The following is a 20,403-nucleotide window of genomic DNA, read 5'->3' as shown; positions in this document are numbered from 1 at the left end:
ATTAATGATCATGATTTAAAAATTGGACTCCATGTCCATAAATGGACGAGAGTTCACCTTCATCCAACTCATTATATTCACAGGCATCCCCATGAAAATGAAGCTTTTTATTCAAGCAGGCGACATGTGTGACTTTATCGGTCACAGTACCAACATCATGGGTTACTAAAATCAGGGTTATTCCTAATTTTTTATTCAACATCTCAAGCATTTCATAAAATTGGTGGACGTTTTTTGAATCAACGCCAACAGTGGGCTCATCCAATATCATCAATTCCGGCTCGCTGACCAGTGAACGGGCAATGAATACCCTCTGCTGCTGGCCTCCGGACAATTCCCCGATATTGCGGTTTTGATATTCCAGCATGTCCACTGATTCCAGAGCCTTCTTAACCTTTTGCTTATCCTCTTTGCCAGCGAACTTAAATAAGCCTATTTTTTTGGTCAAACCGCTCTGAACCACCTCAAATACAGTGGCAGGGAATCCTGAGTTGAAGGAATTTGCCTTTTGGGAAACGAACCCGACCTTTTGCCAATCTTTAAAGCGCCGAATGTCTTCCCCGAATATTTCAATTTTCCCCTTTTGGAGCTTGAACAGACCAAGCAGCAATTTCAAAAGCGTTGATTTACCGGATCCATTCGGCCCGACGATAGCTAGGAATGCCCCTCTGGGAATTTCAAGCGAAACATGTTCCAGCACCAGATCTTTTGTATATTTGTAAGATATATCTTCAAATTTAACTATGGGGTTTACTACATTATCCAAAGAGATCACCTATTTTTTAAGAATCATTACGATTAACAATCGTTAGTATAAATCAAAGAAGTCCAGATGTAAAGAATCCGGTCCTCCGAACAAGTGACGATATGCCTTGAATCACAAAAAAATGTTATCTGAACCAATTTCGTAATCAAACAAAGTTTCATGTTCACATACATCCACTTCCTTCATATGTTTTAACAAAGGAGGAGATCGTTTGAAATTATTTGAAATGATGGTCAATCATAAAATCAACAGTATACGCCCAGATGAACTGCTTTCCCTTGCTAAACAGCATAAGGTTGCACTCACTCAAAAACAAGCACAGGATATTACTGCACTTCTAGCCGGTAAAAATATTAACATTTTTGATATACGTCAAAGACAGAACGTACTTGGTCAAATTACAAAAGTTGCCGGAGCAAGCACGGCCAGGGAAATAGAATCCCTCTTCAACAACCTTACATCCAATTTTTAAAGATTCCAAGCCTGCTGACGATTTGAGCATACTTAATCCAAAGTCAAAATGAAAGGACGATTCATCTTCATATCGATGAATCGTCCCTTTCTATTTGTGATTATTGGAATCTGATCTTTTCCAATAAATCTTCTTCAAATTGTTTATTCTTGAACATATCAATTTCGAATTTATATGGGGCCTTTTTGTCTTTTTTGTCTTCCCCTACATAAGGTGTTTCCAGGATTTTAGGAACAGAGCTTAATTGCGGATGGTGGACAATATCATTCAAAGCCTTAAAACCAATATGACCGAAACCAATGTTTTCATGGCGGTCCTTACGCGTGCCGCGTTCGTTTTTGCTATCGTTTATGTGAAGTACCTTGATTCGGTCAATGCCGACCACTTTATCAAATTCATTCAGTACTCCATCGAAATCCTCGATGATATTATATCCGGCATCGTGAGTATGGCAAGTATCGAAGCAAACCGATAATTTTTCATTATGGGTCACACCATCAATGATCATCGCCAGCTCTTCGAAAGACCTGCCACATTCGGAACCTTTACCCGCCATCGTTTCAAGGGCAATCTGAACTTTATCATCGGCAGTCAGCACTTCATTCAAACCTTCGATGATTCTCTTGATTCCCAGTTCGCTTCCAGCACCGACATGCGCACCTGGATGAAGTACGATCTGCCTTGCGCCAATCGCTTCGGTCCGATCGATTTCGCTGCGTAAGAAGTTGACTCCAAGTTCGTATGTGGCTGGATTCGTGGTATTTCCTATATTAATGATATACGGAGCATGGACGACGATATCACTGATTCCATTTTCCTCCATATGCAATCTTCCGGCTTCGATATTTAAATCCTCGATTTTTTTACGTCTTGTGTTTTGAGGGGCCCCTGTATAGATCATGAATGTATTGGAGCCATACGAAGCCGCTTCCTGACTCGCAGCAAGAAGCATGCCTTTCCCGCTCATTGAAACATGCGATCCAATCTTCAGCATCTGATTTCTCCCCTATTTCTTTCTCTGTATACGACGTTCGCGTTTTTTAAAGTTTTCCACATCTCGTTGAATTTTCTTCTTGTATCCTGGCTTGACTTTAGTTGGCTTCTTAATGTGCCTGCTCGCCTTAACATCGATATCAGATTTTTGTTTTTTACGGTTTTTCCGTTTATTACGCTCGTCGATATCAACCCAATCACCGTTTTGGATATCGGCATCACGGAACTCGATGCCCATTTTTTCAAGGCGGTTCAATGCATCTTCATCGGAAGTATCGTAAATGGTAGTGGCAATGCCTGAATATCCTGCACGAGCCGTCCTTCCCGTCCTATGGATATAAAAATCCAAATCTGAAGGCAATTCATAGTTAATGATATGACTTACACCTTCAATATCGATTCCACGGGAAGCCAGATCAGTCGCAACGATGAATTGATACTCCAAATCATTGATTTGCTTCATCATTTTTTTACGCTCACGAGGCGTTAAATCCCCATGAATACGGCCGACATTCAACCCTTTATCGATCAAGGAATTAGCCACATGGTCCGCCATTTTCTTTGTGTTCGTGAAAATAATCGCCAAATATGGATTATAACGAACGATGATGTCATGAAGCAACTGCTCTTTGTTCCGGTGGCGAAGCGGTACGAGAACATGTTCGATTTTCGAAGCGGTCGCCTGCTTGGGATTCACCTGAACATACTTTGGATTCTCCATATATTTATTCAAAAACGGCTTCAATTTTTCTGGGATGGTTGCCGAAAAGACAAGCATTTGAATTTTTTCAGCCATGCGTGATGCAAATAAATCGACATCTTCTATGAATCCCATATCTAGCATAAGATCCGCTTCATCGACCACAAGCATTTTTGCTGTGTACACCTGTAATGCCTGGGCTTCAACCAAGTCCTTGATCCGGCCCGGCGTACCAATTACCAATTGCGGCTGTGTCTTCAATTTATCGATCATTCGCTGTTTATCAGTACCACCGATGAAACAACGGACTTGAATCTGCTCATCCTCAGGGAAATGGTCAGCAATTTTCAAAGCTTCTTTGTAGATTTGGTTCGCTAACTCACGGGTTGGTGCGGAAATAATCGCTTGAACCTCATTTTTACCAGCATCAAGCCTGTTCATGATCGGCAGCAAATAGGAATGTGTCTTTCCTGTACCTGTCTGCGACTGTCCAATTAAGCTACTTCCCTTTAAAAGCGACGGAAGCACGCGCTCTTGAATTTCCGTCGGCTTATCGAACCCTAAAGTACGAACCGCATCTAGAATGTAGCTTTTCAAATTAAATCGTTCAAATTGATTTTGTTTCATCAAAAAACCCCTTTATCCTGTCAGTCATAAGACATGTCCTGTTATTATAATAAATTTTACACAAAAAGCGCAAGCGCCTGGGTTGCTCGTGAAGAAAATAGGGATTGTCCCATAAGGCGCTTTTTGCCTTGTGAGGGCAATCCTCTTTTTCACATCGAGCTAGGCGCTGAAGCTGGATTACACAAAAAGCGCAAGCGCTGAGGTTAGTTCTCTTAAAATGGACTCTTGCAAACGAAAAGCCCCTGTCCTGGTCATAGCGTATCCCCCGCAGACATGGAGCTAAAAGACTACCGTTACCATCTTACCTTCTTTCCGGTTACTTCACAACTGCCCAGTCACTCTTTCCTCAAACCTTTTTTGTCGAGTTGCATAATTTATATAGAAGATTACACCAGCATATAATATTCTTAGGAGGTGAAACCTATGTTCCCAAATAGAAATCGTCAACCCGGACCCGGTTTTCCGCCACCCAATGGCCGAAGGAGGCAGCAGCCCCCTGCTCCATTCAGGCAGTCACCGCAAATTCCCCATCCTTATCAGCAGATGCAGCGTCCGATGATTCCAAACAGACCGCAGGTGCCACAGGGACCTCAAGGTTTCCGCGGCCCATTCAACCAACAGCAGCGGCAGGAAATGCCGCCAGCAAAGAAAGAAGGGTTATTGTCAAAAATACTCGGTAAGTCGAAACAAAAAGCAGCTTCTCCGAATTTGTTTGCGCCAGCGGGTTCCACTAACCAAAGTTCTTCAAGAAGCAGCGGAGGCGGTATCTTAGAAACATTAAAAAACCCCGATTCCCTTAATAATATGCTTTCCAACACGCAAAAGGTGTTGCAAGCGGCTGAACAATTCACGCCTATGGTGGAACAATACGGTCCAGTGATTAAAAACCTGCCTTCCATGTGGAAAGTTTTCCGAAGCATATCATCAGCCGATGAGACCAAGGACGACGGAGCTTCCGTTGAAAGCGGCCCCGCGGTTGGGGCACAAGAAAACAGTGAGGTAAAAACGGTTTCGAAGAAAAAAGAAAAAGCTATAGAAGCTAACCCCACTGCGCCAGTTCGTCCCGAAACCAAAAGGAAGAGATCTTCAGGTCCCAAGCTTTATATTTAAAGGCTACAAAAAAAATTACCAATAACTGATTTTATGTAAATAGGATGTTTTGTAATATCATCTATGGTCTTATATAATAGAAAGGTATAAAAAGTGAGAGTTTCTTGCCTTGAAGGAGGACACATAGATGAAAGTGATTAAAATTTCCCCGCGCGGCTATTGTTATGGCGTTGTCGATGCCATGGTCATCGCCCGAAATGCGGCTTTAGATAAAACCTTGCCACGTCCCATTTACATTTTAGGAATGATCGTGCATAACAAACATGTGACGGATGCGTTTGAAGAAGAAGGCATCATCACGTTGGACGGCAGCAACCGCAACGATATCATCGAACAGGTGGACAGCGGAACCGTCATCTTTACTGCTCACGGCGTTTCGCCTGAGATCAGGAAGATCGCTGAGAAAAAAGGGCTTGTGACGCTTGATGCAACATGTCCCGATGTTACCGCAACACATGACTTAATTCGGGAAAAACAAGCGGAAGGCTATCAAATCATTTATATTGGCAAAAAAGGCCATCCGGAACCTGAGGGTGCTGTCGGAGTTGCTCCCGATGTCGTTCACCTGGTTCAAAAGGATGAAGATGTGGAAGCCTTGACTTTGAATAGTGATAAGATCATCGTCACCAATCAAACAACGATGAGCCAATGGGATGTTTTGGATATCATGGATAAAGTCAAGGAAAAGTTTCCACATGCCGAAGTCCATAAGGAAATTTGCTTAGCGACACAGGTTCGCCAAGAAGCCGTTGCCGAGCAAGCTGGCGAAGCTGATGTTTTAATCGTTGTCGGAGATCCTAAGAGTAATAATTCAAACCGTCTTGCACAAGTGTCCCAAGAAATTGCCGGGACGAGAGCTTATCGAATCGCTGACATTTCCGAGCTGAACCTTGAATGGCTAAAAGGTGCAGAAACGGTTGCCGTCACTTCGGGGGCTTCTACACCAACTCCGATCACGAAGGAAGTTATCGCATTTCTAGAACAATATGAAGCAAATGATGAAGCAACTTGGAATACCGAAAAGAAAACGCCATTGCATAAAATTTTACCTAAAATTAAAGTGAAGAAATGATTGCACAAATTCAAAGGCAGCCACTAGGCTGCCTTTTTCGTGTTATCAAATGAAGCGGAATGGGTCTGTATTCAGCCTGGATGGAATGAATTCCACATCGCAGTTCTTTTCGCGGCACGTTTTTTCAAGGAATCGTGCCACCCCTTTTTTCATCACCTTTTCAACATTGTGGCCGGGATCGACGATATTCAGTCCAATCATCAACGCGTCATGGGCTGTATGGTAATACATATCACCAGTAACGTAAACATCGGCACCCTTGAATTTTGCTGTCGTAAAGTATTTATTGCCGTCTCCGCCCAAAACGGCCACTTTTTTTATCGGACTTTGCAGATCTCCCACGACACGGACCTTTTCAACATCGAGTGTCCGCTTCACATGTTCGGAAAATTGTTCAAGCGTCATTTCTTCGGCAAGTACACCAATCTTTCCTAAGCCAAGTGACTCCCCTTTATTCTCCAGTTTATATATATCGTAAGCAACCTCTTCATATGGATGAGCTTTAATCATCGCAGCTAGTACTTTCTTCTCGATATTTTCCGGGAATATCGTTTCAATCCGCATTTCAGCTACTTCTTCAAGCCTTCCTTCAGAGCCGATAACCGGTTCACTGCCTTCACCTGGCAAGAAGCGTCCGGTACCTTCCCCCGAAAACGAACAATTGCTGTAGTTCCCGATCGCTCCGGCCCCCGCCTTGCCCAAGGCTTCCCTCACCTTTTGTTCGTCGGTCTTTGGAACATATACGACCAATTTCTTAAGAGCTGTCTCATAGGTTGGAATCAATACCTCTGTGTCCTGCAATTGAAGCGCTTCGGCAAGTAAATCATTCACTCCGCCCTTAGCAACATCCAAATTGGTATGTGCAGCATAAACAGCGATATCATGTTTGATCAGCTTTTCGATAATGCGGCCTCCAGCTGTGTTTGTATCGATCTTTTTCAATGGTCGGTAAATTAACGGATGGTGGGCAATGATCAATTCCACGCCATGTTCGATCGCTTCGTCTACAACCTCTTCCAGCACATCAAGGGCAATCAGCACTTTAGTAACCGGCTTATTTAACTGCCCGACATGCAGCCCGATTGGATCACCCTCCATTGCATAATGCTTTGGGGAGAATTGTTCAAACATCTCAATGATTTTGTGACCATTCACTGTCTTCAACCTTTAAGCACCTCCTCGATTACCGAAATTTGGGACTTCAATTCATTGCGCTTCGTTTCCAGTCCGCTTCTTCCGCTTTCATCCAATTGTTCGATGATTCTCTCCAAATGTTTTTTCTCAAGCTGCCATTTTTTTATGAAAATTTCACTGAATTGCTCTCTTAAGAATGGACCAAAAGTGAGGCCCGTTTGCTTGTTTACACCATAAGGGCGGAGCGGGTCTCCTTTTTTGGCAATTAAGATCTCATAGATCTTCCCATCTTCCTCAAGGATCTCCTCTCCACAAAGTTCCCAGCCGTTTTCGATCAGCCAGCTGCGAACATTCACTGCACCGACATTAGGCTGAAGGATTAGCCTTTCTGCCTTGCCGAGTTTCGCTTTTCCGCTTTCCAATATACTTGATATTAAAGTCCCTCCCATGCCTGCAATCGTAATGCATGTCGCTTCATCGGGATTCAATACTTCAAGCCCATCTCCTTTACGGACCTCTATCTTGTCTCCAAGACCCGTCATTGCCACTTGCTTGCGTGCTGACTGATAGGGTCCTTCTACAACCTCACCTGCTATGGCGCTGGCACACAAGCCGTTAGTCACCGCATAGCACGGCAAGTAAGCATGGTCTGATCCTATGTCTGCTAGGATGCTTCCTTTTGGTATATGTATGGCAACACGTTCTAATCTCATCGATAGTTTTTCATGATTCATATTTATCAACTCTCTTAATTCAAATAATGTCTTGCTATAATTACTTTCCCATTCGATTATACCAAGTTCAATCGAAAAATTACAGAAAGGAGAAATAGGGTTCTTTCTATACATGGGCAAAAGAAAAACTGCAATCTGGATTCTCCCTTTTCTGAATAAATGAAAAACTGACTCAAAAAGTTCGCTTTCCAACGATTTCTTGAGTCAGTTTCATGAATTATTTCAGTCCATGAATATATTCGGCCATGGCGTCAATGTTCTGTTCTTCGACTAAACCTGGTGGCATTGCACCTCGTCCATTAGTGATCACGTCTTTAACCTCGTCCACTGACAGGCGATCGCCAACTCCTTTTAGAGCAGGCCCGACACCGCCTTGATAGGCGTCACCATGACAAGAGATACAGTTTTGCTTATAAATGTCCTCAGGTGATGCTGAGGCACTTTCTGTTTCTTCTGTCTTTTCGCCGCCCTCTTTTTCCTTGGCAAGATCTTTGGCATCACCCAAACCTTTAAACGAAAGTAAAAACATAAGTCCAATACCAAAAACCATGATAATAATAAAAGGCATTACTGGATTGCGATTCATAGTATTTCCTCCCCTATGTAGAACCTAAACTTACCATATTTAATATTATATACAAACAGCTATATATTATTTTACTTGAAAAGAGTTTCAAGTAAAAGCCCAAAAATAGAAGATATTATATAATTTCTTAAAATTGTCAAAAACTTATGTATATTTCCAAACAATTTTACTTTTTCTTACATATGTTTCATAATACCCAAAAATCATTATTTAAAACCGCTGGAGTTTCCTTGAATTATAATATTAAAAAGTAAAGAGTGACCAGTGCCCCAAGGCTTCCCGCTATGGAAAAATGGAGCAGCTTCAGCTTATAGCCCAATAAAATCCAGAATCCGCAATTAATGAATAAGAAAATATAAAGGATACCCGCTTTGCCGGGTGCCATGAATTCCGCCAAACTTACAGTTAATAAAAGCAATTATAGTACCATCCCCATCAACGACATCTGAAAAATGATTTTCCTGTCTTTTAAGCGGCGGACTGCCAGCCCAAAGACAAGTATTGAAATTGTTGTCATAAGCATTTGCATTCTTATGGTTATTTCAGTAAAATAATTCAAAAATACAATAAATGCAAAAAAAGTTCCAATCAACACCCCGAAAAAGATGTCGTTTTTTTTGCTCGCGGTTTCATTCGATTTTGATGGCGGAAGTTCGCCTTGACCGTATAATACAAGCAGGTAATTACAATATTGCTCCGGAAGCATACGACTTTCCTTCCAGGAGTTTATTTCTTGAATGATGATTTTCTTTCTCATTTCATCCATGAATCTCACATCCTCATGATGAACTTCTTTTTAACGGCTTAGCTTTTAAATCTTTTTCCGTTATACGGAAAAATGGATAACTATTGTCCTGATTAGGATATTTTTACATCGGAATTGAAAAAAAGAGCCGCTCCCGAACGCTGGGCATTCAAAGAGGGCTCTGTTAAGGGCATATATTCTATTCAAGGAAATCTTTCAATCGTTTGCTTCGGCTTGGATGTCTCAGTTTACGCAGCGCCTTCGCTTCGATTTGACGGATACGCTCGCGGGTGACCCCAAACACTTTACCTACCTCTTCAAGTGTACGGGTACGGCCATCATCAAGTCCAAAGCGGAGTCTCAAGACGTTCTCTTCACGGTCAGTAAGAGTATCCAATACGTCTTCAAGCTGTTCTTTCAATAGTTCATATGCTGCATGCTCCGATGGGGAAGTCGCATCCTGATCTTCAATGAAATCACCTAAATGTGAATCGTCTTCTTCACCTATTGGCGTTTCCAGTGAAACAGGCTCCTGAGCTATTTTCAAGATTTCACGAACTTTTTCGGGAGTCAGGTCCATGTCCTCCGCAATTTCTTCCGGTGAAGGTTCACGTCCTAAATCCTGAAGAAGCTGTCTTTGGACACGAATCAATTTATTGATGGTTTCCACCATATGCACCGGTATCCGGATCGTTCTTGCTTGGTCGGCAATGGCACGGGTTATCGCTTGGCGAATCCACCATGTTGCATACGTACTGAATTTGAATCCCTTGCGGTAATCAAATTTTTCCACAGCTTTGATAAGTCCCATATTACCTTCCTGAATCAAATCAAGGAAAAGCATTCCGCGTCCGACATAACGCTTGGCGATACTGACAACAAGACGTAGGTTAGCTTCTGCCAAACGGCGTTTCGCTTCTTCATCTCCATCTTCAATTCTCGTCGCCAAAGAGATTTCCTCTTCTGCCGATAAAAGGTCGACCCGGCCAATTTCCTTTAAATACATGCGTACTGGGTCATTAATTTTCACGCCAGGAGGAACACTTAAATCATTTAAGTCAAACTCTTCTTCTTTTGCAAGTTTCTTCTCATCTGGATCATCTTCATCTTCGTCTTCCTCACCATCAGTGAGTATTTCGACGCCGTTTTCTGCTAACACCTCATAGAACTCATCCATTTGATCGGAATCCAACTCAAAACCGCCAATCATTTCAGCGATTTTTTCTAAAGTCAAAGAGCCTCGTTTTTTACCTAGCTCTAGTAGTTTTTCTTTCACCTGTTCAAGGCTAAATTCATTATCAACTTGTTTGGAACGTGCTGGTTTTTCAGCCATTAGTTCCCCTCCTTCCAGGACTTACACCTAAACGACTACAACATTTTACGCAATTTAATGATTTCCATGGCAATTTGTGCAGCAGTGACATAATCACTTCGTCTAACTGCATCTTTTTCTTCAACTTGTTTTTCTTTTATCTTTAACAACTTTTCATATTTCAACACTTGATTTATACAATCGGTCAGTTCTTTATCGGTAACTTCCTCATTCACTGACATCATTTCTATTTCCGAAACGATCCTTCTCAAGTTTGGATCCGGTAAATAAGTAAGGAAAAAGCTTGTATCCGGTTCGTGTCCATCTTCATAGAACGCATATAAATAGGTGATGATTGCCTGATGTTCATCTACATGAAAGACCGTTTGCCCAAGCAACTGCTGAATTTTGAAAGTCATATCCCTGCTTTTCAGCATATGGGCAATCAACTTCGTTTCAGCATTATGGTGAGCAGGTTTTAACTTATGCTCATATTGCAGGGCCATTTTCTTTTGGGCTGCTGGCTGCGGCAATGTCCCCTTCTTGCGTTCCGTAAAGAACACCTGACGCTGCTGCTGTTCCAGCGCATCCAATGAAAGGGAAAATTCAGAGGATAGCTGCCGGAGATAATGATCCCTCTCCACTGCATTGGGCAATCGCGAAATTTCTTTAAGGACTTCTTCGATATATTGAATTCGATCTCCTTCATTATTTACATTTTTCCCTCGACGCAAATAATGCATTTTGAATGCCATGTAGGTTAAACTGGCCCCTATTACTTCAGAAACAAAGCTTTTTTCACCGAATTCCTTTATGTAGTCATCGGGGTCCAGGTTATCAGGCATGAGAGCGACTTTCACGGAAAACTCATGGTCCTGTAACATATTGACTGCACGATTGGCAGCGTTCAGTCCCGCTGAGTCCGAATCGTAGCAAATAAGTATCTGGTCAGTATTTCTTTTTAAAAGCTGGATATGCTGGTCCGTCAGGGCAGTGCCCATTGTAGCGACCGCATTCTCCACACCTGCGCCAACTGCTGAAATGCAATCGGCAAAGCCTTCAAAAATGACTGCTTGTTCTTTCTTTCGTATGTGTGGTCTTGCATGATGGAAATTATATAAAGTTTTACTTTTATTAAAGATTGGCGTTTCAGGACTATTCAAATATTTGGGCTCATCGTCCCCCATTGCTCTTCCTGAAAACGCAATCGTATTTCCTTGATGATCCATAATTGGAAACATGACTCTATTTCTGAAACGGTCAAAATATGACTCGTCTTTTTCCCTGAAAATAATAAGCCCTGCCTGCTCCATGTATTCCGCTGGAAACCCGCGTTTTAAAAGAAACTTGGAAACGAAGTCCCATGAATCCAAAGAGTAGCCAATTTGGAACTTTTCTATCGTCTCTTCAGTAAACCCTCGGTTAAGTAAATATTCGAGAGCATCCTGCCCCTCTTTCGTATTAACGAGGAGATGATGATAAAACTTTCTCAGCAGGTCATGGGCTTCAACCATTTGCTGAGCGCCTGCCGGCATGTTGGAACGCTTGGAATCCTTATTGATTTCAACTTCCAAAGGAACATTTCCTTTTTCAGCTAAAACTTTTGCAGATTCCACAAAGCTGTAGCCTTCTATATCCATTAAGAAGGTAAAAATATTTCCGCCTGCCCCGCAACCGAAACAGTGAAAGATTTGTTTTTCCGTTGAAACGGAAAACGAGGGCGAGTTTTCACCATGAAAAGGACATAGGCCAAAGTAATTGCGCCCCTGCTTCTTCAGCTGGACATACTCCCCAATTAAATCAACAATGTCAACAGCTTCACGAATTTGATTAATTTTCTCATCTTCTATACGGCCATTTATCATTTTTCCACCTTGCAATATTGGTGATAGTTTCTTATTCGATACTGTTTCCTAATTCCCTGCAAAGTTCGACAATGTTTTCATGAGTTTATTTGTAAAACATGCACGATCTTCCTTTGTGAATGCTTTCGGCCCTTTCGTATGCTTGCCTTGCCTGCGGAGTTTCGCCGACTGATAACGCATATCCAAAAGCATGAAAATATTCTCTTCCGTGTATTCTTTTCCCCTTGGCGAAAGGACATAAACGTTTTTAGGAAGCAGTGTCCCAGCCAAACCAATATCTGCAGTAACGACAATATCACCCTTTTTTACTGAGTTTACTATATAAAGATCTGCCGCTTCTTTGTCTGCATCGACATATACCCATTTACCTTCAGGGTTATTCATCATATTTTTATATGATGCAACAAAACAGACTTCAATTTCGTGCAAACTTGCACAATGAAGGATTTCGTCTTTCACCGGGCATGCATCGGCATCGACGTGTATCGTAGGTTTATTATTCATACCTTCTAATTCTACATCTTTCTGCATAATCCTTTTTCTCCCCTAAACTTTATGAAGATATGGTGAATTTCCAGCATTGATTCAGAGCGTTCCCTCTAGTAGAGCAAACATTATCCTTCAAAGAATACCTGTTTATTCAAGTGAAAGCACCTCATTTGCCTTGAAAAAGACCAGCCTCTCCTGAATTATACGGAACATGTCGAATTATTTTTATGATAAAAACCTTGACATCTCATTAACCTTTAGTTTATTCCTTATTAATTAAGTCTAAACCTTAAGATTACTTTTTTCTCACAATTTTTTATTATAGTCTATTTGTTTAGAAGATGCCAACATTTAAATTCCGAATGTGTTTTCATGCAAATCAATGGATTTGCACGTGGAAACTAAGAGGAATTCTATGTAATTATTTTGAATTTATTCTTATTAATCCCTTATTTGACCTTGGCATTAAAATGTGAGCTGACACATAGAGTGTCTAGCTCACATTTTAATTTGCCTTAATTTAAGGATCAACGGTTTTTGTTTTGAAGGATATTGATGATTAAATTGGCTGTTTCTTCAACAGCTTTATTGGTTACATCAATGATAGGACAATTCAGCCTTGATATGATTTTATCAAAGTATGTCAATTCTTCTTTTATGCGCTCCACATTTGCGTAAATGGCATGATCATTGAGCCCAAGTGACTTTAATCGTTCTTTACGAATATGGTTCAGCTTTTCCGGGCTGATCTTTAAACCAATGCATTTTTCAGGAGGTACCAGGAACAGCTCTTCTGGCGGTTCCACTTCAGGCACTAAAGGTACGTTCGCCACTTTATAGCGTTTGTGGGCTAAATATTGTGATAATGGCGTTTTGGAAGTGCGTGAAACACCCACAAGGACGATATCTGCACGTAAAATGCCGCGTGGGTCACGTCCATCATCATATTTTACAGCAAATTCAATGGCTTCCACACGCTTGAAATAGTCATCATCCAGCTTTCTTACCAGACCAGGTTCATTAAGCGGACCTTTTGGAGCCCTTTCCTGAAGGATGTCCATGAGCGGCCCTAAAATGTCATAAGCAGCCAGGTTTTCTTTCTCGACCTGTGCTTTCATATACGCTCTAATTGCTGGCTTCACCAGAGTATAAGCAATGATCGCCCCATCCAACTTAGCCAGTGATATCACTTCATCCACGTTTTGTTCATCTTCAATATACGGAATTCTCTTTATGGAAAAAGCAGATCCCGAGAACTGGCTTGCAGCGGCTTTAGTGACCAATTCCGCTGTTTCCCCTACTGAATCCGATACAACATATATAATAGAACCGTTCATATTCTCCGTCATTCCTTTTGCAAGCCCCCTAATAGCCTTCATCAGCCAAAGCTACGAATGCTTTCGTAATATTGGTTTTTGTAATCCTTCCAATTACTTCATAGCCCTTTTCTGTGTCTTTGACGACCGGTAATGAGTCGATTTGTTTATCAATCAGTTTTTTGGCAACATCAATCAAAAGGTCTTCTTTTGAACACATTGTAATATTGGGCATCCTAGTCATGATGATATTGACTGGAATGGAGTTAAGCTCTTGTTTCCCAATACTCGCACGCAATAAATCTTTCCTTGATAAGACACCAACAAGCAATGCATGCTTATCGACGACGAACATTGTTCCGACATCTTCTAAAAACATCATGACGATTGCATCGTATACGGAAATGCCCTCGTCAACGACGACAGGTATCGATTGGTAGTCCCGTACATAAAGATGGTTAAGGCTATCTGTCAAAAGCTGTGTCCCTGACCTGCCTGTATAGAAATACCCCACTCTGGGCCGGGCATCAAGAAAACCTGCCATCGTTAAAATCGCTAAATCCGGGCGAAGTGTCGCCCTGGTAAGGTTCAATCTATCCGCAATATGTTCTCCAGTAATCGGTCCGTTTTCTTTTACAATTTGTAAAATTTGTTCCTGACGCTTATTCAATTGGATTATAATCACCACCCCACTGCTTTCGCAGAGTAAAGTAACAAAAGTTATTCATTTAATAATTATATACTAAATAATTTAATTAGGGCATTTTTGTCCTATTTATTGACCATTTATCTTTTTAAGAAATCGGAAACCCATATTCAAAGGGTTTCCGATTCCATACATCCTTTCGATCATGTAAGGATGATTTTATTCATGGCAGCAAAACCTGCAACCAAATCACTGATTTCCTTCATTAAGGATAAACGGTTGTTACGGATTGCTTCATCCTCTGCCATGACCATTGTATTCTCGAAATATGACTCTATTTCCGATTGAAGCGAAACAAGGTCTTCAAACCGCTCATTCTCATCTTTAGATTCCATATAACGCATTGCCACTTTTTGATATTTTACATATAACGCATTTTCTTGATCATTTTCAAAGGCAGCAGGGTCGACTGTCACCTGATTGTCACATTTTACGGCAATGTTCATGACCCGGCTTAAAGCTTCCAGGCTTTCCTTAAAGCCTGCTTCTTCTTTTTTCGCATCCAATACATGTGCACGTTCCACGATTGAGTGGATATAACCGATTTCATTGAACAAAACTGCGTCAATCAAATCGTAACGGATTTGCTGTTCTTGAAGCATGTGTTTGACACGTGCTTTAAAGAATGTGAACATATCCGCTTTAACTTCTTCAAGATCACGTTTTAAGATACCTTTTGATTCCGGTCCTTTAAGACCTAAAACAATAAGCTCCTCTAATGAAATATTCCATTTCTTCTCAGCTAGAATTTGGACGACACCGCTCGCCTGCCTTCTTAATGCGTAAGGATCCTGGGAACCTGTCGGAATGACGCCAATAGCGAAGAACGAAGACAAAGTATCAATTTTTTCAGCCAAACTCACAACCGCGCCAATGACTGAAGGCGGTACATCATCATCCGCATGCCTTGGCATATAATGTTCATTGATAGCCGCGGCCACTTCTTTGGCTTCCCCTTTTAAGAGAGCATATTTTTCACCCATATACCCTTGCAATTCAGGGAATTCATAAACCATATTACTTACCAAATCGAACTTGGCAATTGCCGCTGTACGAAGCGCCATTTCTTTTTCCGCCTTTAAATTCAAAGCATCCGTAAGAGCACCGGTCACTTCAGTTACCCGGGCAGTTTTCTCGGCCAATGTACCGATTTCTTCATGATAAACGATGCTGTCAAGCTTTTTCAAAGCATCCGAAATCTCTTTTTTCTGATCTTCTTTATAGAAAAATGCTGCATCCGATAAGCGGGCACGCAATACTTTTTCATTACCTTTAGAAACCTTATCCAAATGGCGGTCATCGCCGTTACGCACGGTTACAAAGTAAGCAAGCAGGTTCCCTTCCTGATCTTTAACAGGGAAATAACGTTGGTGTTCCTTCATTGATGTGATAAGTACCTCAGCAGGAAGCTCAAGGAATTCTTCTTCAAAATGTCCAAATAACACCGTTGGATACTCTACCAAATTATTTACCTCTTCAAGCAGATCTTCATCGACAGGGATGATCCAGCCTTTCTCCTGCTCAAGCTCTTTAATCTGATCCAATATAACTTGCCGGCGTTTATCTGGATCTGCCATTACAAATTGTTCTGTCAGCGTATCTTCGTACCGTTCCGGCTGCTCGATGATGGCGCTATTGCCTAAGAAACGATGTCCTTTTGTTTCACGGCCCGTTTCCACATCAGCAATGCTGAATGGCACTATTTCATTGCCAAATAAGGCAATCAGCCATTTAATCGGACGGACGAAGCGGAGCTCCTGATTGGCCCAGCGCATATTTTTCGGGAACGTCATGCCGCTGATGATTTCACCAAGCTCAGATAAAAGCTGAACGGTCTGCTGTCCTTTTATGAATTTATTCACATGGACATATTCCACACCCTTGAGTTCTTTAAAATAAATGTCCTCTGAAGTCATGCCTTGACCCCTGACGAATCCCAATGCTGCTTTAGACCAGTTGCCTTCGCTGTCCAACGCGATTTTTTTTGCCGGACCTTTTGCCTCTTCTTCGATATCCTTTTGGGATTCTTCCACGTCCTTCACCAATACGGCCAAACGTCTTGGTGTGGAAAAAGCTTCAACCGTCCCGAATTCTATCGCTTTTTCCGTTAGCCATTTCTGCACTTTATCTGACAACTGTTTCATTGATGCTGTCACAAAACGGGCAGGCAGCTCTTCCAATCCAATCTCCAATAACAAATCACGCTTGCTCATTTGTATTCTCCCCTTTCACTTTCAGGATCGGGAAGCCTAATTTTTCCCGCTCTTCATAGAAGGTTTTGGCAACCTTACGCGCTAAGTTACGGCACCGGGCAATATAACCCGTTCTTTCCGTCACCGAGATGGCACCTTTGGCATCCAAAAGGTTAAATGTATGGGAACATTTCAAAACATAATCATATGCAGGATGTACAAGTCCTTCTTCCATTTGTCGATGCGCTTCCTTTTCATACATCGTGAAAAGCTGAAACAGCATGTCAAGGTCGGAGGTTTCGAACGTATATTTCGAATGTTCGTATTCCGGCTGACCAAATATATCGCGAACAGTGAATCCATCTGTCCATTCTAGGTCAAATACGTTTTCCTTATCTTGAATGTAAGAGGCGAGACGTTCGATCCCGTATGTAATTTCCACGGAAACCGGTTTACACTCAAGGCCGCCCACCTGTTGGAAATATGTAAATTGCGTGATTTCCATTCCATCAAGCCACACTTCCCAACCGAGTCCGGCACACCCTAGAGATGGATTTTCCCAATTGTCCTCCACAAAGCGAACATCATGCTCGAGCGGATTTATCCCTAGAGCACGTAATGAATCCAAATATAACTCTTGGATATTGTCAGGCGACGGCTTCATGATCACTTGGAACTGATGATGCTGATACAGTCGATTAGGGTTCTCACCATAACGACCGTCAGCAGGACGGCGGGAAGGCTCTACGTAAGCCACGCTCCAAGGCTCCGGTCCAATGGCTCTCAGGAACGTGTATGGGCTCATCGTACCTGCCCCTTTCTCGACATCATAAGCATTCATCAATATGCAGCCTTGCTCAGACCAATGCTTTTGTAACGTTAAAATCATATTTTGAATATTCATCGTACACCTCCAGGTTATTTAAACGGCTTTTAGATTATAGGTCGGAAACCCATTACATTTTGGCAAACAAAAAACTCCCGTCCCTATGCGAAATGCATAGGGACGAGAGTTTACCCGCGGTTCCACCCTAATTGCCGTTTACAAAACGGCCTCTTTTCAAAGCAACATGCTCCGGAAACGCCCTTCCCTGTAAATCCATATCCCGGCTTCCACCGTCCCGGGTTCGCTTTTTATGGAGAATGACAGATACTCTTTTCCATCAACGCAATCTTCTTATTTTGATGATTAGAATTTTATACAAACTAGCATGGAATGTCAATAGGTCAGAACCTAAAACATATCTTTCATCGTATCAATCTGTTTCAGGAACTTTTTTGATTTCAAAAGCAGACCGGAATATTCCTCATAATATGCATCGATGATCTTCCGCAGTTCTTTTTTCGTTTCAGGCTTGACGGAAATGTTTCCGAGCCTTGATAAATCTAAATAATAAAAAATCCGAAGCAATTTGACGGCTGCAGGTGAAATTTTAAAATGATAAGGGTCTTTCCCCAGACAGCGGTGACAAATAAAGCCCGCTTCCCGAAGCGAGAAGGAGAATTCCCCTTCCGTTTCACCACATACGGCACACTGATTCAACACTGGGTTAATCCCATTGACGGGCAGCATCTTCATTTCAAAAATGAATGTCAAAACCTCCGCGTCATATTCCTCGTTTATGTAATGCAAGGTTTGCAAAAGCAATTCATACAAATATGGATTCGGTTTCTTATCCTCGACGCTTTTATCAAGCAATTCAACAATATATGAAGCATAAGCGGTGGCAAAAAGATCCTCCCTTATGAAACGGAGTGAATCGACCATTTCGCCTTGCTGAAGACTGCCGAGTCCGGTTGAAGTGGTTACAAGAAAATACCCGGAGCAAAAAAGCTGTGTGACGGCAGAAAGCCTGCTGTTAGGTTTACTGGCCCCTCTCGCCATGACGCCAATTTTCCCTAGCTCACGGGTATATATAGTAATGATTTTGTTATTTTCTCCATATGCAGTTCGCCTTATGACAATGCCCTCACATTTTTGGAGCATACCAAGACACCACCCATGCTCGCCAAGGCTAACCTATGAAACAGGAAAATCAATTTCTGCTAGCTCATCATTCAATCCCAAGTGTCTTTCCTGTCTTTCGACTTCTATCTCCTTAAACAGCAAATAGGTGTCCACATTACCTGTTTCAGTGAATAATTCCCAGGTAAAATCCAACATATAAAGCCCACCTTTCATTTTTAACTAGCATTATGAATATCCGACCATATGATTAGCTTGACCGTTTTCCTAACTTTCATGATGCGTAAATTTTGTTAATTAATACTCGCTTTCATTGAAGCCGTAATCGCGAAGCTGGCTTGCTTTGTTACGCCAATCCTTCTGTACCTTCACCCACAGTTCCAAGAAAACTTTAGAGCCCAATAGGTTTTCGATATCCACCCTGGCACGGCTGCCGACTTCTTTAAGCATTTTCCCTTGCTTTCCGATGACAATGCCTTTTTGTGAATCCCGTTCGACAACGATAGTCGCCATGACATTAATGGTGTCGCTATTGTCCATCTTTTTAATTGAATCGATGACAACAGCCACTGAATGTGGAATTTCTTCCCGTGTCAGGTGCAGCACCTTCTCACGGACCAATTCCGAAATGATAAAACGTTCCGGATGGTCGGTCACTTGGTCAGCTGGATAGAACTGGGGACCTTCAGGCAGATGCTCTTTGATTTGTTCAAGCAGTGTATCCACATTATTTCCTTCAAGCGCAGAAATCGGAACGACTGCCGCAAAAGGGTAAAGCTGTTGGTATTTTTCAATGATCGGAAGTAAATCATCTGGATGCATCGCATCGATTTTATTTACGACCAGGAAAACAGGCGTTTTTACGGATTGAAGTTTTTCGATGATGAACTCGTCCCCGCGTCCGTACCCTTCAGTCGCATTGATCATGAAGAGAATCAAATCGACTTCCTTCAATGTATTCGTTGCCACTTTCATCATGAAGTCGCCAAGCTTATGCTTTGGTTTATGAATGCCGGGTGTATCGATGAAAATCATTTGTGAATCGTTTTGCGTAAGTACACCCTGGACCTTATTTCTTGTAGTTTGCGGTTTATCACTCATAATGGCGATCTTTTGACCGATGACCCGATTCAGAAATGTACTTTTTCCTACATTAGGTCGTCCAATTATTGAAATGAAACCTGATTTGTAACCTTTTACTTGTGTATCGTCAAATAGTTTATCCATTTAAATCCTCCGGTGAAAAAGCTCCTGGAAGCAATTCCTGTACTGTTAGTTCTTTTATATCCCCATGTAAATTGGTCAAAACGACCGGCATATCCTTTTCGCACAGTTCTGAAATAACCTGCCTGCATGCCCCGCATGGAGCGACGGGACCATCGGTATCCGCCACGACTGCAAGTTTGGTGAATTTTTTTTCGTCATGGGCATAAGCGCTGAATAAAGCTGTCCTTTCGGCGCAATTACACATGCTGTATGCAGCATTTTCTATATTACAACCATGATAGACCTTTCCATCAGCGGTTAAAAGGGCTGCCCCCACCTTAAACTTGGAGTAAGGCACATAAGCTTTATCCCTTGCTTTTTTAGCTTCCTCAATCAATTCTTTTGTATTCAA

At 41.9% G+C, this 20,403-nt stretch carries 22 protein-coding genes and 1 other annotated feature; of the genes, 3 read left to right on the top strand and 19 right to left on the bottom strand.

Translation table 11 applies throughout. The annotated features are described in order from the left end of the window. Position 1: 1 nt before the first annotated feature. Entirely contained in the window at positions 2–766 is a 765-nt protein-coding gene (locus ACFX4H_RS01425) for a metal ABC transporter ATP-binding protein (protein WP_053535720.1), read from the bottom strand. A gap of 211 nt (positions 767–977) precedes the next feature. Between ACFX4H_RS01425 and ACFX4H_RS01420 the strand changes: the two genes are divergently transcribed. Further along, entirely contained in the window at positions 978–1,238 is a 261-nt protein-coding gene (locus tag ACFX4H_RS01420; RefSeq protein WP_048677987.1) for a DUF2624 family protein, read from the top strand. 100 nt (positions 1,239–1,338) lie between these two features. Here the strand turns inward: ACFX4H_RS01420 and ACFX4H_RS01415 are convergent, their stop codons facing one another. Together ACFX4H_RS01415 and ACFX4H_RS01410 are read right to left on the bottom strand one after the other, a co-directional pair. Next, positions 1,339–2,232, bottom strand: coding sequence for a deoxyribonuclease IV (locus ACFX4H_RS01415; RefSeq protein ID WP_241634581.1), 894 nt, complete (start codon positions 2,230–2,232; stop codon positions 1,339–1,341). A gap of 12 nt (positions 2,233–2,244) precedes the next feature. Then, positions 2,245–3,558: a DEAD/DEAH box helicase gene (locus ACFX4H_RS01410; protein WP_063590613.1), complete on the bottom strand. Its 1,314-nt coding sequence runs from the start codon at positions 3,556–3,558 to the stop codon at positions 2,245–2,247. 423 nt (positions 3,559–3,981) lie between these two features. On the opposite strand from ACFX4H_RS01410, the gene vrrA reads away from it, so the two are divergent. Together vrrA and ACFX4H_RS01400 are read left to right on the top strand one after the other, a co-directional pair. Further along, positions 3,982–4,668 (top strand): VrrA/YqfQ family protein, encoded by a 687-nt coding sequence (gene vrrA / locus ACFX4H_RS01405; protein ID WP_096337724.1) that lies wholly within the window; start codon positions 3,982–3,984, stop codon positions 4,666–4,668. A gap of 127 nt (positions 4,669–4,795) precedes the next feature. Continuing rightward, on the top strand, positions 4,796–5,740 hold the full coding sequence (locus ACFX4H_RS01400; RefSeq protein WP_377433631.1) for a 4-hydroxy-3-methylbut-2-enyl diphosphate reductase: 945 nt from the start codon (positions 4,796–4,798) through the stop codon (positions 5,738–5,740). Positions 5,741–5,785: 45 nt separating this feature from the next. On the opposite strand, the gene ACFX4H_RS01395 is transcribed toward ACFX4H_RS01400, so the two are convergent. The 16 genes from ACFX4H_RS01395 to ACFX4H_RS01320 form a co-directional block, all read right to left on the bottom strand. Beyond that, positions 5,786–6,904 carry a Nif3-like dinuclear metal center hexameric protein gene (locus ACFX4H_RS01395; protein ID WP_377433629.1) on the bottom strand — a complete coding sequence of 373 codons (1,119 nt, stop codon included), beginning with the start codon at positions 6,902–6,904 and terminating at the stop codon, positions 5,786–5,788. Then, positions 6,901–7,608 carry a tRNA (adenine(22)-N(1))-methyltransferase gene (locus tag ACFX4H_RS01390; RefSeq protein ID WP_098865778.1) on the bottom strand — a complete coding sequence of 236 codons (708 nt, stop codon included), beginning with the start codon at positions 7,606–7,608 and terminating at the stop codon, positions 6,901–6,903. Before ACFX4H_RS01390 ends, ACFX4H_RS01395 begins: the two co-directional genes overlap by 4 nt. A gap of 217 nt (positions 7,609–7,825) precedes the next feature. After that, the gene (gene cccA, locus ACFX4H_RS01385) at positions 7,826–8,194 is read right to left on the bottom strand and encodes a cytochrome c550 (protein ID WP_034308472.1); all 369 of its coding nucleotides are present in this window, start codon (positions 8,192–8,194) and stop codon (positions 7,826–7,828) included. A gap of 235 nt (positions 8,195–8,429) precedes the next feature. Then, positions 8,430–8,612, bottom strand: coding sequence for a hypothetical protein (locus tag ACFX4H_RS01380; protein WP_377433625.1), 183 nt, complete (start codon positions 8,610–8,612; stop codon positions 8,430–8,432). After that, positions 8,613–8,960: a hypothetical protein gene (locus ACFX4H_RS01375; protein WP_377433623.1), complete on the bottom strand. Its 348-nt coding sequence runs from the start codon at positions 8,958–8,960 to the stop codon at positions 8,613–8,615. 178 nt (positions 8,961–9,138) lie between these two features. Then, complete coding sequence (gene rpoD, locus ACFX4H_RS01370) at positions 9,139–10,272, bottom strand: RNA polymerase sigma factor RpoD (protein ID WP_034308477.1); 1,134 nt, start codon at positions 10,270–10,272, stop codon at positions 9,139–9,141. A 35-nt stretch (positions 10,273–10,307) separates the two neighbouring features. Next, complete coding sequence (gene dnaG / locus ACFX4H_RS01365) at positions 10,308–12,113, bottom strand: DNA primase (protein WP_241635516.1); 1,806 nt, start codon at positions 12,111–12,113, stop codon at positions 10,308–10,310. A 51-nt stretch (positions 12,114–12,164) separates the two neighbouring features. Continuing rightward, on the bottom strand, positions 12,165–12,620 hold the full coding sequence (locus tag ACFX4H_RS01360) for a YaiI/YqxD family protein (protein WP_034311344.1): 456 nt from the start codon (positions 12,618–12,620) through the stop codon (positions 12,165–12,167). A 512-nt stretch (positions 12,621–13,132) separates the two neighbouring features. Then, positions 13,133–13,942 carry a pyruvate, water dikinase regulatory protein gene (locus tag ACFX4H_RS01355; protein WP_034311346.1) on the bottom strand — a complete coding sequence of 270 codons (810 nt, stop codon included), beginning with the start codon at positions 13,940–13,942 and terminating at the stop codon, positions 13,133–13,135. A 28-nt stretch (positions 13,943–13,970) separates the two neighbouring features. Continuing rightward, entirely contained in the window at positions 13,971–14,609 is a 639-nt protein-coding gene (ccpN, locus tag ACFX4H_RS01350) for a transcriptional regulator CcpN (protein ID WP_034308483.1), read from the bottom strand. Positions 14,610–14,770: 161 nt separating this feature from the next. After that, entirely contained in the window at positions 14,771–16,840 is a 2,070-nt protein-coding gene (glyS, locus tag ACFX4H_RS01345; RefSeq protein ID WP_377433621.1) for a glycine--tRNA ligase subunit beta, read from the bottom strand. Next, positions 16,827–17,723 (bottom strand): glycine--tRNA ligase subunit alpha, encoded by an 897-nt coding sequence (gene glyQ, locus ACFX4H_RS01340; RefSeq protein WP_377433619.1) that lies wholly within the window; start codon positions 17,721–17,723, stop codon positions 16,827–16,829. Before glyQ ends, glyS begins: the two co-directional genes overlap by 14 nt. 95 nt (positions 17,724–17,818) lie before the next feature. Further along, positions 17,819–17,995, bottom strand: a binding site (T-box leader). A gap of 58 nt (positions 17,996–18,053) precedes the next feature. Then, entirely contained in the window at positions 18,054–18,806 is a 753-nt protein-coding gene (gene recO / locus ACFX4H_RS01335; protein WP_249598429.1) for a DNA repair protein RecO, read from the bottom strand. 33 nt (positions 18,807–18,839) lie between these two features. Beyond that, entirely contained in the window at positions 18,840–18,983 is a 144-nt protein-coding gene (locus ACFX4H_RS01330) for a YqzL family protein (protein WP_065310843.1), read from the bottom strand. A gap of 99 nt (positions 18,984–19,082) precedes the next feature. Next, positions 19,083–20,012 (bottom strand): GTPase Era, encoded by a 930-nt coding sequence (era, locus tag ACFX4H_RS01325; protein ID WP_034308493.1) that lies wholly within the window; start codon positions 20,010–20,012, stop codon positions 19,083–19,085. Further along, entirely contained in the window at positions 20,005–20,403 is a 399-nt protein-coding gene (locus tag ACFX4H_RS01320; RefSeq protein WP_377433616.1) for a cytidine deaminase, read from the bottom strand. The genes era and ACFX4H_RS01320 overlap by 8 nt, the downstream gene beginning before the upstream one ends.

The organism is Peribacillus sp. YIM B13477, assembly GCF_042787955.1.
GTDB lineage: Bacteria > Bacillota > Bacilli > Bacillales > DSM-1321 > Peribacillus > Peribacillus frigoritolerans.
This window is presented reverse-complemented; position numbering and strand designations above follow the sequence as displayed.